The sequence below is a fragment of the Agromyces sp. NPDC055658 genome (assembly GCF_053618155.1).
The window spans coordinates 89993-102459 of the sequence record NZ_JBSHHD010000008.1 but is presented as its reverse complement, the minus strand read 5'-3'; the positions used below and the strand labels follow the sequence as shown (position 1 = coordinate 102459).

The 12467-nt window shown below is 72.1% G+C and carries 15 protein-coding genes; 5 read left to right on the top strand and 10 right to left on the bottom strand.

The annotated features are described in order from the left end of the window. Positions 1-11: 11 nt before the first annotated feature. From ACWGPE_RS05945 to ACWGPE_RS05935, 3 genes are read right to left on the bottom strand one after another with little or no spacing between them, the layout of a single operon-like run. Positions 12-1034 carry an alpha-ketoacid dehydrogenase subunit beta gene (locus ACWGPE_RS05945; protein ID WP_231432223.1) on the bottom strand — a complete coding sequence of 341 codons (1023 nt, stop codon included), beginning with the start codon at positions 1032-1034 and terminating at the stop codon, positions 12-14. A 56-nt stretch (positions 1035-1090) separates the two neighbouring features. Then, a complete protein-coding gene (locus ACWGPE_RS05940) occupies positions 1091-2224 on the bottom strand; it encodes a thiamine pyrophosphate-dependent dehydrogenase E1 component subunit alpha (RefSeq protein ID WP_452048333.1) in 1134 nt (377 codons plus the stop codon). 16 nt (positions 2225-2240) lie between these two features. Continuing rightward, positions 2241-3368, bottom strand: coding sequence for a histidinol-phosphate transaminase (locus ACWGPE_RS05935; RefSeq protein WP_231429312.1), 1128 nt, complete (start codon positions 3366-3368; stop codon positions 2241-2243). A gap of 86 nt (positions 3369-3454) precedes the next feature. On the opposite strand from ACWGPE_RS05935, the gene ACWGPE_RS05930 reads away from it, so the two are divergent. Further along, positions 3455-3838, top strand: a complete 384-nt coding sequence (locus tag ACWGPE_RS05930; protein ID WP_231429311.1) for a phage holin family protein — start codon at positions 3455-3457, stop codon at positions 3836-3838. 9 nt (positions 3839-3847) lie between these two features. Here ACWGPE_RS05930 and ACWGPE_RS05925 read toward each other — a convergent pair whose 3' ends face one another. The 3 genes from ACWGPE_RS05925 to ACWGPE_RS05915 all read right to left on the bottom strand — a co-directional run bounded on the left by ACWGPE_RS05925 (position 3848) and on the right by ACWGPE_RS05915 (position 6764). Beyond that, entirely contained in the window at positions 3848-5353 is a 1506-nt protein-coding gene (locus ACWGPE_RS05925; RefSeq protein WP_231429310.1) for a hypothetical protein, read from the bottom strand. Continuing rightward, on the bottom strand, positions 5350-5760 hold the full coding sequence (locus ACWGPE_RS05920) for a hypothetical protein (protein WP_231429309.1): 411 nt from the start codon (positions 5758-5760) through the stop codon (positions 5350-5352). The genes ACWGPE_RS05925 and ACWGPE_RS05920 overlap by 4 nt, the downstream gene beginning before the upstream one ends. 101 nt (positions 5761-5861) lie before the next feature. Continuing rightward, positions 5862-6764: an aminoglycoside phosphotransferase family protein gene (locus ACWGPE_RS05915; RefSeq protein WP_452048332.1), complete on the bottom strand. Its 903-nt coding sequence runs from the start codon at positions 6762-6764 to the stop codon at positions 5862-5864. Positions 6765-6827: 63 nt separating this feature from the next. Here ACWGPE_RS05915 and ACWGPE_RS05910 point away from each other — a divergent pair, with 63 nt between their 5' ends. The 4 genes from ACWGPE_RS05910 to ACWGPE_RS05895 all read left to right on the top strand — a co-directional run bounded on the left by ACWGPE_RS05910 (position 6828) and on the right by ACWGPE_RS05895 (position 9605). Further along, the gene (locus ACWGPE_RS05910; RefSeq protein WP_231429307.1) at positions 6828-7355 is read left to right on the top strand and encodes a low molecular weight protein-tyrosine-phosphatase; all 528 of its coding nucleotides are present in this window, start codon (positions 6828-6830) and stop codon (positions 7353-7355) included. After that, positions 7352-8734, top strand: a complete 1383-nt coding sequence (gene purB / locus ACWGPE_RS05905; protein WP_452048331.1) for an adenylosuccinate lyase — start codon at positions 7352-7354, stop codon at positions 8732-8734. The genes ACWGPE_RS05910 and purB overlap by 4 nt, the downstream gene beginning before the upstream one ends. Positions 8735-8819: 85 nt before the next feature. Further along, positions 8820-9065, top strand: a complete 246-nt coding sequence (locus ACWGPE_RS05900; protein WP_452048330.1) for a hypothetical protein — start codon at positions 8820-8822, stop codon at positions 9063-9065. 33 nt (positions 9066-9098) lie between these two features. Continuing rightward, complete coding sequence (locus ACWGPE_RS05895) at positions 9099-9605, top strand: Lrp/AsnC family transcriptional regulator (RefSeq protein WP_231429305.1); 507 nt, start codon at positions 9099-9101, stop codon at positions 9603-9605. On the opposite strand, the gene ACWGPE_RS05890 is transcribed toward ACWGPE_RS05895, so the two are convergent. The 4 genes from ACWGPE_RS05890 to ACWGPE_RS05875 form a co-directional block, all read right to left on the bottom strand. Continuing rightward, complete coding sequence (locus ACWGPE_RS05890) at positions 9606-10079, bottom strand: Lrp/AsnC family transcriptional regulator (RefSeq protein WP_231429304.1); 474 nt, start codon at positions 10077-10079, stop codon at positions 9606-9608. A 56-nt stretch (positions 10080-10135) separates the two neighbouring features. Further along, positions 10136-10861: a 3-keto-5-aminohexanoate cleavage protein gene (locus ACWGPE_RS05885; RefSeq protein ID WP_231429303.1), complete on the bottom strand. Its 726-nt coding sequence runs from the start codon at positions 10859-10861 to the stop codon at positions 10136-10138. Between the two features lie 85 nt (positions 10862-10946). Continuing rightward, entirely contained in the window at positions 10947-11633 is a 687-nt protein-coding gene (locus tag ACWGPE_RS05880) for an RraA family protein (protein ID WP_275507007.1), read from the bottom strand. A gap of 14 nt (positions 11634-11647) precedes the next feature. After that, positions 11648-12448 carry a carbon-nitrogen hydrolase family protein gene (locus ACWGPE_RS05875; RefSeq protein ID WP_231429301.1) on the bottom strand — a complete coding sequence of 267 codons (801 nt, stop codon included), beginning with the start codon at positions 12446-12448 and terminating at the stop codon, positions 11648-11650. Positions 12449-12467: the final 19 nt, after the last annotated feature.

Genomic DNA, 12467 nt, shown 5'->3' with positions numbered 1-12467 from the left:
TACGAGCCGGGTCAGTACGCCAGGGCGCGATCCACGGCTTCGAGCACCCGGTCGGGGCTCGGGAGGTACTCGGTCTCGAGTGCGGCCGGCGGGAACGGCGTGTCGAAGCCCGACACGCGCAGCACGGGCGCCTCGAGCGAGTAGAACGCCCGCTCGGCGACGGTCGCCGCGATCTCGGAGCCGACCGACACGTTGCCGTAGGCCTCCTGCGCGACGACGAGGCGACCGGTGCGGTGCACCGAGTCGAGCAGCGGGCCGTAGTCGATGGGGGAGAGCGAGCGCAGGTCGACGACCTCGACGCTCGTGCCCTCTTCGGCCGCGATGTCGGCGGCCTGCAGCAGCGTCGAGACCATCGCGCCGTGGCCGACGACGGTGACGTCGGTGCCCTGGCGCATCACTCGGCTCGCGTGCAGCGGCAGTCCCGCGTGATCGAGGTCGACCGGGCCCTTGGGCCAGTACCGGCTCTTCGGCTCGAGGAAGAGCACCGGGTCGTTCGACTCGATCGCCTCGCGCACCATCCAGTAGGCGTCGTGCGGGTTCGACGGGCTCACCACGCGCAGGCCGGGAGTGTGCGCGAAGTACGCCTCGGGGCTCTCCTGGTGGTGCTCGATCGAGCCGATGTGGCCGCCGTACGGCACGCGGATGACGACGGGCATCGTGACGCGGCCCTCGTGTCGCAGCGTCTGCCGCGCGAGCTGCGTCGTGATCTGGTCGAACGCGGGGAAGATGAAGCCGTCGAACTGGATCTCGCACACCGGGCGGTAGCCGCGCATCGCGAGGCCGATCGCCGTGCCGACGATGCCCGACTCGGCGAGCGGCGTGTCGAGCACCCGCTTCTCGCCGAACTCGGCCGACAGCCCCTCGGTGACGCGGAACACGCCGCCGAGCGGTCCGATGTCCTCGCCCATGAGCAGCACCTTCTCGTCGGCGCGCATCGCGTCGGCGAGGCCGGCGTTGATGGCCTTCGCCATCGACATGGTGTGCACGCCGCGCACGGCGTCGGCCGGCGCGGCCGACTCCGTCGCGACATCCATGACGGATGCCTCGGCCGTCGAGTCGCTCGTCACGCGTACCTCCTCGTCGATGCCGCTCACGCCTCGCCTCCCTCGAACGAGGTCTCGAACGCGTCGAGCCAGGCGAGCTGCTCGGTCATGAGCGGGTGCGGCTCGCTGTAGACGTGGGAGAAGATCGTCTCCCGCGTCGGCGCCTCGAGCTCGAGCGTGCGCCGGCGCACGTCGGCCGAGAGGTCGGCGGCCTCCTGGTCGACCTCGTCGAAGAACGCGGCGGAGGCTCCGCGGCCCTCGAGCCACGTGCGGTAGCGGGTGATCGGGTCGCGCTCGGCCCAGTAGGCCACCTCGTCGTCGGTGCGGTACTTCGTCGGGTCGTCGGCCGTCGTGTGCGCACCCATGCGGTAGGTGAGCGCCTCGATGAAGCTCGGGCCCTCGCCGGCGCGCGCCTCCTCGAGCGACTGGCGGGTGACCGCGTAGCTCACGAGGACGTCGTTGCCGTCGATGCGCACGCTCGGCATGCCGAAGCCGGCGCCGCGCAGCGACAGCGGGCTGCGCGACTGCCGCGAGACGGGCACCGAGATCGCCCACTGGTTGTTCTGCACGAAGAACACCTGCGGCGTCTGGTAGCTCGCGGCGAAGACGAGCGCCTCGCTCGCGTCGCCCTGCGAGGTCGAGCCGTCGCCGTAGTAGACGAGCACGGCCGCGTCGGACTCGGGGTCGCCCGTCGCCGTCGCGCCGTCGAACTGCAGGCCCATCGCGTAGCCGGTGGCGTGCAGCGTCTGCGAGGCGAGCACGAGCGTGTAGAGGTGGAAGTTGCCGCTCTCGTCGGGGTTCCACCCGCCCTGGGTCACGCCGCGCAGCAGCGCGAGGATGCCCACCGGGTCGAGCCCGCGGATCATGCCGACGATGTGCTCGCGATACGAGGGGAAGAGGTGGTCCTGCGGGCGCGCGGCATGCGCGGAGCCGACCTGCGCGGCCTCCTGGCCGTGGCTCGGCACCCACAGTGCGAGCTGGCCCTGCCGCTGCAGGTTGGCTCCCGTGAGGTCGAGCCGGCGCGACACCGCCATGTCGCGGTAGAAGCGCTGCAGGGTCGTGTCGTCGAGCGCCTCGACGAGGGGCAGGTACGGCTCGGCCTCGGGGGTCGGTCGCAACTGGCCCTCAGGGGTCAGGAGCTGGACCGTCGGCGCGGTGAAGTCTCTCTCGCGGGCTGCCACCGTTCCACGCTACCCGCTATGCGGGACGCCCTTCTTGTGAGGCCGGTACAAGCTCACTGAGAATCGTGAGGAGGGTTTCGACAGACTCCGGCTCGCCGATCGAGATCCGGATGCCGTCGGGGGCGAACGCCCGCGTCACGAGGCCGGCGTCGAAGAGGCGCTCGGCGACCTCGGTCGTCGCCTCGCCGCTCGGCAGCCAGATGAAGTTGCCCTGCGCCTGCGGAATCGGCCAGCCCTGTGCGATGAGCGCAGCCCGCACCCCGTCGCGGCGCGCGGCGATCACGCCGACCCGGTCGAGCAGCTCGGCCTCGGCCGCAGGCTCGAGCGAGGCGATGGCCGCCGCCGACGAGGCCGCCGTGACGCTCAGGGGGATGACCGTCGCGCGCGCGGCGTCGAGGATCGGCACGGGCCCGATCGCATACCCGACGCGCAGGCCCGCGAGACCGTACGCCTTCGAGAAGGTGCGCAGGATGACGAGGTTCGGGTACCGGCCGAGCAGGGTGCGGCCGTCGACGGCCTCATCGACCGAACCGGGGCCCTCGCGGTCGACGAACTCGATGTACGCCTCGTCGAGCAGCACGAGCAGGTCGGACGGCACCTTCGCCATGAACGCCTCGAACTCGGCGGCCGTGACGACGACACCGGTCGGGTTGTTGGGGGAGCACACGATCGCCACGCGCGTGCGCTCGTTGATCGCGGCGGCCATGGCATCGAGGTCGTGGCCGTGGTCGGGGCGATTCGGCACCTGCACGCTCGTCGCGCCGGACACCGTGACGAGGCCCGGGTACGCCTCGAACGAGCGCCACGAGTAGACGACCTCGTCGCCGGGCGCGGCCGCGGCCTGGATGAAGGCGGCGAGCAGCGCGACCGACCCGGCGCCGACGAGCACCTCGTCGGCGGTCACGCCGAAGCGGGCACCGAGTCGTTCGCGCAGCGCCAGCGCCGTGGCATCGGGATAGCGGTTGACCGTCGCACCGGTCGACGCGACCGCCGAGGCGACCGAGGGCAGCGGATCGAACGGGTTCTCGTTGCTCGACAGCTTGTAGCCGTCGGCCGGGGCAGGGCGGCCCTGCCGGTACGGGGGAAGGGCGGCGATCTCGGGGCGCAGGCGAACGCCTGCGCGCGAAGGCTCCGGTGCGGTCACGCGTTCAACCGTACCGCCTCGCCCCGCGGAACTCCTCGCCCGGCGGGGCTCTTCGCCCGGCGGGCGCGGTCTGACAGAGTGGGGGCATGCGCTTCATCGTCAAGGTCATCGTCATCGCCTTCGCGCTCTGGCTGACGACGCTCATCGTCTCGGGCGTGAACGTGGTGCCGTACGACGACACCGACATGGCACGGGTGCTGACGTACCTGCTCGTCGCGCTCATCTTCGGCCTCGTCAACGCGATCGTCGGCACGTTCATCAGGGTCGTCGCGTTCCCGATCTACGTGATCACGCTCGGCCTCATCTCGTTCATCGTGAACGGGCTGCTCCTGCTCATCGTCGACTGGATCAGCGACCTCATGGGCTTCGGCCTCGTCGTCGACAGCTTCTGGTGGGGCGTGCTCGGCGCGCTCGTGCTCGGACTCATCAGCTGGCTGATCGGGCTCGTCGTGCGACCCTCGAAGGACTGACCGCACGCCTCACTGCCGCCGGGCGACCCACTCGCTCACCGCGCCCTCGCCGCCGCCCGTGAACGCCAGCAGCTCGCGGAACTCCGCGAGCCGCGGGTCGTCGGACTCGTCCATCAGCGCCGCGGTCTGCCGATAGCGCTCGAGCGAGTGCGCCGGCAGGATCTCGCCGTCGTACGACCGGCCGGGTTCGAGCGCGTCGCGTGCGACCACGATGCGCTCGGGCGACGGGTGACCCGCCCCGCCCAGCGCGGGTACGAGGTCTTCGGTGTGCTCGACGGCGACGTTCGGCACGCCCGGCCGCGTCGGCGCCGAGTCGTTCGGCCCGCCGAGGTCGAGCGCCCCGATGACGCCCAGGGACGGGTCGCCCGCGAGCCTCGCCCCGATGATGCCGCCGCCCGAGTGCCCGGCCACGAGCACCGGGTCGTCGGGCGCGATGCCCGCGGCCGACATCGCCTCGCGCACCGCGCGTTCGCCCGCGCCTGATGAGGCACCCGCGCGCCGCAACGCGTCGAGCGGCGAATCGTCGGCGATGCCGTGCAGGTTGTTCACCATGTCGAAGGGCTGCTCGCCCGCGACGACCCCGAGTTCGACGGTGCCGCTGACGTACACCACCCATCGCGGGTCGCCGGGCTCGCCGTAGCGCTCGATGCGGATCTGCGGCCCCTCACCGCCCGGAATGCGGCCTGCGAGGTCGCCGAAGCCGGCCGGCGCCCGCACCGTGCGTTCGGGGCCCTCGGACGGATGGCCGCCGGGCGCCTGGCCGTCGCCCGCCCGGTCGTCGCGATCCGTGCGGCGAACGCGGACGGGTCCGTCGACGAGCGCCGGCGCACGGAGCGCCGCGGCGAGCGCGAGCAGCACCGACGCGCTCTCGGGCGCCCCGACATGCGGCCCGATCAGGGCGGCGAGCTTCTCACCGCCCGGCACGTGCAGGGCGCCGAGCACGAACTCGTCGACCGAGTCGACGGCAGCGCGGACCGCGCGCACGAACAGCGGGTCGGACAGCACGCCCCGGTTGGCCGCGAGCCACTCGTCGAGCGCGGTCGCGCCCCACACCTGCCGGGCCGACGAGTTCGCCCCCGCGGCGAGCGCGACCCCGCCGGCGAGGGCGGCACCACCGGGTGAGACCAGGAACGAGCCGAGCAGATACCCGGCGACGCCGCCGCCGACCCGCCAGGCGCCGTCGACCAGCTGTTCGGTCAGGCCGTAGCGCTCGGCGCTCGCGATCAGCGCACTGCGCAGTTCGTCACCCTCGGCCCGGCGGTCGCGCAGCGCGCACTCGAGACGGTGGGTGGCCCCGGCGGGGTGCGGCCCGTTCCAGAGCGTCTGCCGGCCGGCGAAGCCACCGGCATCGCGGTCGGCGCCGAGCGCGTCGAGTTCGACCGCCAGTCCGGCGGCGTCGCCGGCGGCGGCTTCGAGCGCGGCGACGGCGGCGCCGAGGCGAGCTGCGTCGGCGAACAGGTCGTCGGTCGCGACGGCGGTCGTCCCCCCGCCCGAGATCGTGATGGCGTCGCTCATGCCGCACCCCGGCGCTCGTCGGCGACCCGCAGCATGCGTGCCTGCTCGGCGAGGTCGGCGGCGCGCCGGGCCTCTTCGGCGGCGCGCACGTCTCGCTCGGCCTGTTCGTACGCGGCGATCTCATCGCCCATGCGCCGGATGCGCTCGTCGAGCTCGACGACGGCCTGATCGAGCAGGCCGACCGCGGCGAGCGCACCCGACCTGAGCTCGTGCAGCCGTTCGGCGTAGCGGTCGGCCGCCTGCGAGCGCCACGATCCGCCGTCGGGCGGCAGCATCGCCGCGGCGTGCCCGATCGCGGTGCGCAGCGGCGCGAACCGCCCCCGCAGCATCGTCGCGCGATCGAGCTCGTCGCGGGTCGCGCAACCGCCGCCCGTGAGCGCGAGCAGCCATTCGTCCGAGGCATCCATGCCGGTCAGCCTGCCGGTGCGCCGCGGCCTCCACGATCGTGCGGGCCGCGCCTGTGCACCCGCGCACGCCGACGGCGAGTGTGGAGGACGGGTGGGCGGGCTCAGCCGACGAGCACCTGCGCGAGCGCGAAGCGCCCGAGGCGCCCGATCGGTCCCGATCCGTCGAGTTCGTCGACGACCGCGCTGCCCCAGACGAGCGCCCAGCCGCGGGCGCGCCGCCACGTCGCCGCGTCAACCTGCCGGCGCCGCTCGACCTCGCTCCGGAAGGCGGCCCGACCGGTGGCGCCGAACGTCAGCCAGGCCGTCGCGAGATCGGTGGCCGGGTCGCCCGCGGTCAGGTCGCCGAAGTCGATCACCGCGGCGAGATCACCGGATGCCTCGACCACGAGATTGCCGGGATGCAGGTCGCCGTGCAGCCAGGACGGCGGGCCGTGCCACGCGGGCGCCCCGAGCGCATCGCTCCAGAGGTCGCGCAGGGCCGCCACGTCGAGCCCGTCGAGATCACCGGTCGCCGCGCGCACCGCGAACCGGTCGAGCCGGGCGCGCACCGCCTCGTCGCGCACGCTGAGCGGTACGCCGCGATACGGGTTGCGGGGGGCGCCGTCGGGCGCCGGCACCGCCATCGCATCGACGAATCCGGCGAGCGCGGGCGCGAGGATCGCACGGCGTGCGGCCGACGCCTCGGCCGCCACGGTGCCCGTGAACCACGGCACGATGCTCCACGGCGCGTCGAACCCCAGGTCGGGGGCGGGGCGACCGATGCGAACCGGCGCGGGCACGGCGACCGGCAGCCGTGCGGCGAGCTCGGGCAGCCAGCGCTGCTCGTGCGCGATGAGCGGCACCGCCACCAGCCGCCGCGGCAGCCGCACCGCGAGCACGTCGCCCAGGCGGAGGATCGCGTTGTCCCACCCGTTCGCGACGAGTTCGAGTGGGCCCGCCAGGTCGGGATGCTGCCGCTGCACGAGCCGCGCCGCGAGCTCGGTGTCGACCTCGAAGTCCGGCACCGGGGCATCCATCGTCATCTCCACCCATTCCTGAAAGCCGCATTCTCCTCCACAATGGAACCCATGACGCGCGCGGAACCCGCGGGGGAGGCCGCGCAGCCCTTCCGGGTGTCCTTCGTGTGCACCGGCAACATCTGCCGCTCGCCGATGGCCGAGGTCGTGCTGCGCGCCCTCGCCGAACGTGCCGGACTGGCGTCGCGCATCGCGATCGAGTCGGCCGCCACGGGCGATTGGCACGTCGGCGAGCCGGCCGACCAGCGCACCGTCGACGCGCTCGCGCGCGCCGGCTACGACGGCACGCATCACCGTGCGCGGCAGTTCGACGCCGGCGACTTCCCCGACCTCGACCTCGTGGTCGCGTTCGATCGCGGGCAGGCGCGCATCCTGCGCAACTGGGCCGCCGGCCCCGTCGAGGAGCACAAGGTGCGCCTGCTGCTCGAGTTCGAGCCCTCGCTCAGCACGCTGCAGGACGTGCCCGACCCCTATTACTCCGACGATGCGATGTTCGATCGGGTACTTGAGATGATTGAACGGTCGACCACGGCGCTCTTCCGGCAACTCGCGCCGGCTCTCAGACAAGGAAACCGATGACTTCGCTGCCCCCCCAGCCGCTCAGCCCCCTCGACGGACGCTACCGCTCGGCGGTCGGCGAACTCGGCGAGCACCTCTCGGAGGCCGGCCTCAACCGGGCGCGCGTGCACGTCGAGATCGAGTGGCTCATCGCGCAGACCGACCGCGGCTTCTTCGGATCGTCGCCGCTCGGCGACCACCAGAAGGCGGCGCTGCGCCAGGTCGTCGCCGACTTCGGGCAGCCCGACATCGACGAGCTCGCGTCGCTCGAGGCGACGACGCGCCACGACGTGAAGGCCGTCGAGTACTACGTGCGCCGCCGGCTCTCCGACCTCGGGCTCGACGCGATCGCCGAGCTCACCCACTTCGCCTGCACCTCCGAGGACATCAACAACCTCTCCTACGCGATCACCGTGCGCGACGCGGTGCAGCAGGTCTGGCTGCCGAGGTACCGCGCGGTCATCGCCACCCTGCGGGCGCTGGCCGTCGAGCACCGGGATGCCTCGATGCTGAGCCGCACGCACGGCCAGCCGGCGACCCCCTCGACCATGGGCAAGGAGCTCGCGGTCTTCGTGCACCGCCTCTCGCGCATCGCCGCGCAGGTCGAGGCGACCGAGTACCTCGGCAAGTTCTCGGGTGCGACGGGCACGTTCTCGGCGCACGTCGTCGCCGCGCCGGATGTCTCGTGGCCGACCGTCTCGCAGGAGTTCGTCGAGTCGCTCGGGCTCAGCTGGAACCCGCTCACGACGCAGATCGAGTCGCACGACTGGCAGGCTGAGCTCTACGGTCGGGTCTCGCACGCGAACCGCGTGCTGCACAACCTCGCGACCGACATCTGGACGTACATCTCGCTCGGCTACTTCCGGCAGATCCCGGCGGCCGGCGCGACGGGCTCGTCGACGATGCCGCACAAGGTCAACCCGATCCGCTTCGAGAACGCCGAGGCGAACCTCGAGCTCAGCTCGGCCGTGCTCGACTCGCTCGCCGCGACGCTCGTGACCTCGCGCCTGCAGCGCGACCTCACCGACTCGTCGGCCCAGCGCAACATCGGCGTCGGCTTCGGGCACTCTATGCTCGCGCTCGACAACATCCAGCGCGGGCTCGGCGAGATCGACCTCGACCGGGCGCTGCTGCTCGCGGACCTCGACGGCAACTGGGAGGTGCTCGGCGAGGCGATCCAGACGGTGATCCGCGCCGAGGTCGTGGCCGGCCGGTCGACGATCAGCGACCCCTACGCGCTGCTCAAGGAGCTCACGCGCGGCAAGCGGGTCGGCGCCTCGGACCTGGCGACCTTCGTCGAGTCGCTCGAGATCGGCGACGAGGCGAAGCAGCGCCTGCTCGCCCTGACGCCCGCATCGTACGTCGGCATCGCCGACGACCTCGTCGACCGACTGCCGTAGGCGTTTCGCGACACCTCCCGCTCGGCGGGCGAGCCGATCGGGCTCATCGGACTATGCGACGTGTCCGACGCCGACGGAGCGCGGGATGGCACCCGCCTCCGTCTCGGCGGCGGCGAACTCGAGCTTCTGCGCGAGTGGTGGACACTCGGCGGGTGGTGGCTGGCGTGCTGGCGTGGTCGGCTGGCTCGACGCCATGGCCGCCTACCGGGCCATCGCCCTGGCGCCGTATTGGGTGATGGGAGCACGTCTCGCCGGATTCGACGGAGACGAACTCGTCCTCCTCGACGACGCGGGAGGCGAGCTCGGACGCCTCGTACGGGCCGACCCCTGACCGCTCGGCAGGTGCCTCCGGTACGCTGACCGGGTGGATGCCGCCCGTGAGTCGAGGGACCCCCTCCTCGACGATGTGGACCGCGAGATCATCGACCAGCTCCGGGTCGACGGCCGCCGGTCCTTCTCCGAGATCGGCCGTCGTATCGGCTTCTCGGAGCCGACGGTGCGCCAGCGGTACAACCGCCTCGTGTCGGTCGGGGTCATCTACGTCGCCGGCATGTACGACGAGACGAAGATCGGCGGCATCGCCGCCCACGTCGGCATCCGGGTGTCGGAGGTGCCGGTGGCGCGGGTCGCCGAGCAGCTCGCCGAGCACCCGCAGATCAAGTACGTCGCCTGCACCCTCGGCTACTACGACATCATCCTCGACGTGGTCGCCCCCGACGCGCAGGCCCTCGGCAAGATCGTGCTCCAGGACATCCGCCGCATCCGGGGCATCTCGGACCTCGAGACGCTCACCGTGCTCGAGGTCATGAAGGACACCTACCTCTGGCAGGGGTTCCGCGAACCGACGCCGCTGTCGCGCCTCGAGAACTGATCAGCGATTCGGGTCGCTGATGCTCTGCGCGGTGCCTCGCAGGCCGCCGCCGCTGTAATCCTTCGCGAGGGAGGTCACGATGATCGGCTGGATCGCGGCCACCCCTGGGTGGCGACGGATCTCATCGAGCAGTGCGATGAGCTGCGGCTGGTCACGACAGGTCGCCTCGAGATAGAGATCGTGCGAACCGGCGACGAGCGCGACGTGGTTGATCTGGTTGATGCCGACGAGCCCGTCGGCCACTGATCGCGGCGTCAGGTTGCGGACGCTGAGCAGCAGCCGGACCACCTGGTGCCCGAGCAGCAGAGCGTTGCACAGGGCGACGATCATGACGACGTCGTCCTCCTGGAGCTTCGCCACCCGAGCACGCACCGTCGACTGCGAGACGCCGAGCTCCTCGGCGAGCGAGGCGAACGGACGTCGCCCGTCTCGGGCGAGCAGCTCGATGAGCCTGCGATCCAGGTCGTCAATCATTCGGCAGCGGTCTCCTCGGTTCGAGGGTATCGCCTCGCGCCGCGACGACGCCGGGGTCAGCCCCGCTCGAGCGCGCGCACCGCGGCGACGAGCTCGGCATTGCCCGCCGGCAGGCTCCCGTCGGGCAGGTGCACCCCGTCCTCGAATCCGATGCGGGTCTCGCAACGGTCTGCGATGGCAGCCTCGACGACCGGCCAGACCGTCGCGTCGTAGCCGTGGTACAGGATCGGCGCGGCCACGCCGGCCGCCCGGATGACGGCCGCGATCCTCCGGCACTCGGCGACGGCGTCATCGGCGTCCTCCGTCTCGGGCTCGATCAGGATCCGGACGTTGCGGTGCAGTGTCGGCGAGGCGAGGAGGGCCGGCACGTCCTCGATCGACCAGACCGCCGACTCGAGGACCATGCCGCGTTCGAGGACGAGCTCGGCCGCCTCGGCGGCACCCTCCTCGCAGAACGCGACGGAGGCGAAGTCCGGCAGTGCATCGCCGGGCCAGCCGGCGAGGTGCCGCATCCGCTCGGCGTGCGACTCGACGGTCCAGAGGCCGGTCGTCGTCCCGATCACGATCGCCGGGTCCGCCGCTCGCATGGCGCGCACCCACGCTCCGACCGCCTCGGGCTCGATCGTCTGCGCACCGTCCTCGGTGATCACGTGGGCGTGAACGACGTCGGCGCCGGCGGCGATCACGGCGCGACTCGCCTCCACGATCTGCTCGATGGTGCGGGGGACGGCCGGGTGCTCGGAGGTCGGTCGGCCCCCGTTGATCGCGGCTTTGAGGAGCATGGATGTGCCTTTCATGGGTGGATCCGGGCGCGTTCGATCGCAGCCGGACGAGCAGTCCGCCGGCTGTCGGTGATCGAGGCGGGTGCTATTGCGGGGTGGCGCTCTCGAGGAGGGCCGCGACGGTGTCGCTGGCGCCGGTCAGGCTGCCGAGCGGCGCTCCGCCGCGGAGCTCGTCGATGAGCGCCGGCTCCTCCGCGTCGTCTTCGAGCGCGAGGTCGACGAGGGCTTCGAGGCCCTCGAGCGGTACGACGAGGACTCCGTTCGCGTCGGCGAGGACGACGTCGCCGGGGTGCACGACCGCGCCACCGCACGTGACGGGCACGTTGACGCCGCCCGCGTCGATGCCCTGGAGCTTCGTCGTCAGCATGCTGGTGCCACGCGCGTGCACGGTGAGCCCGAGCTCCGCGATCTCGTCGACATCGGTGACGACCCCGTCGACGACGGCGCCGGCCGCGCCCCTCGCGACGAGCTGGGCGGCGACGACCTCGCCGAGGGGTGCGTGGCGCCGGTCCCCGCCGGTGTCGAGCACGAGCACCTGGCCCGGCTCGATGATCCCCGCCGCGTGGTGCAGCGCGGTCGAGTCCGTGGCCGTCGTGCGAACGGTGAACGCCGTGCCGATCACCCGGCCGCCTGCCTCGACCACCCGCCGGATCTCGGGGTCGGCGAAGCCCTCCTCGAGGTAGTGGCCGAGGGTCGGGAAGCTGAGCCGTTCGAGCTTCGCGCGGAGACTCGTCGGCAGTTGGGATGGGGCGTCCCCGGTGCGGAAGAACATGATCCTCTTTCCTGCTAGTTCACGTGGTAGGCGAGTGCGATGCGGCGGTTCTCGAGCGCCGGCAGCATGCGTCGCGCCGTCGCGGTGCGCTCGGGGTCGAGCTCGGCGACGACGATGCCCTCGTCGTGGGCGTTCAGTCCGGCGACGACCACACCGAGGGGGTCGATGATCCGGCTCAGCCCGGCCGAGTCGGGCCCGACGGTCGCCGAGGCGAGGAACCAGCTCACGTTCTCGATCGCGCGCGCCTGCGTGAGCACCGACCAGTGCTCCTCCTTGCCCTTGCCCGAGACCCATGCCGCCGAGAGCGCGATCGCGTCGACGCCGCGGTCGGAGAGGCTTCGGAACAGCTCCGGGAACCGGACGTCGTAGCAGTTCGCGAGGCCGACCCTGAGGCCGTCGACGTCGATGATCGGCGGCAGTCGGTCGCCGCGCGTCACGTAGGCGGACTCCCGGTACGCGAAGGCGTCGTACGTGTGCATCTTGTGGTACCTCGCGAGCTCCTCCCCGTCGGGGCCGAACGCGAGGATCGTGTTGAAGGGGCTGCCGTCGGGGTTCGGCTCGTAGCCGGCCGCGATGACGGTGAGCTCATGCTGGCGAGCCAGCTCGCGGATCAGCGCGACGAAACCCGGCCAGACCGCGGGCAGCAGGTCGGGGAAGTCCGGCTTGATCTCGTCGTCGGCGAGGAGCATCGCCTCCTCGGGGAACACGACCAGACGCGCGCCCTGCTCGGCGGCCTCGGCGGCGAAACGGCGGATGGTGGCGAAGTTCGCCTCGGGGTCGATGCCCGGTGACGTCTGGACGACGGCTACTCGCATGCGGGGCTCCTGGTTCGGT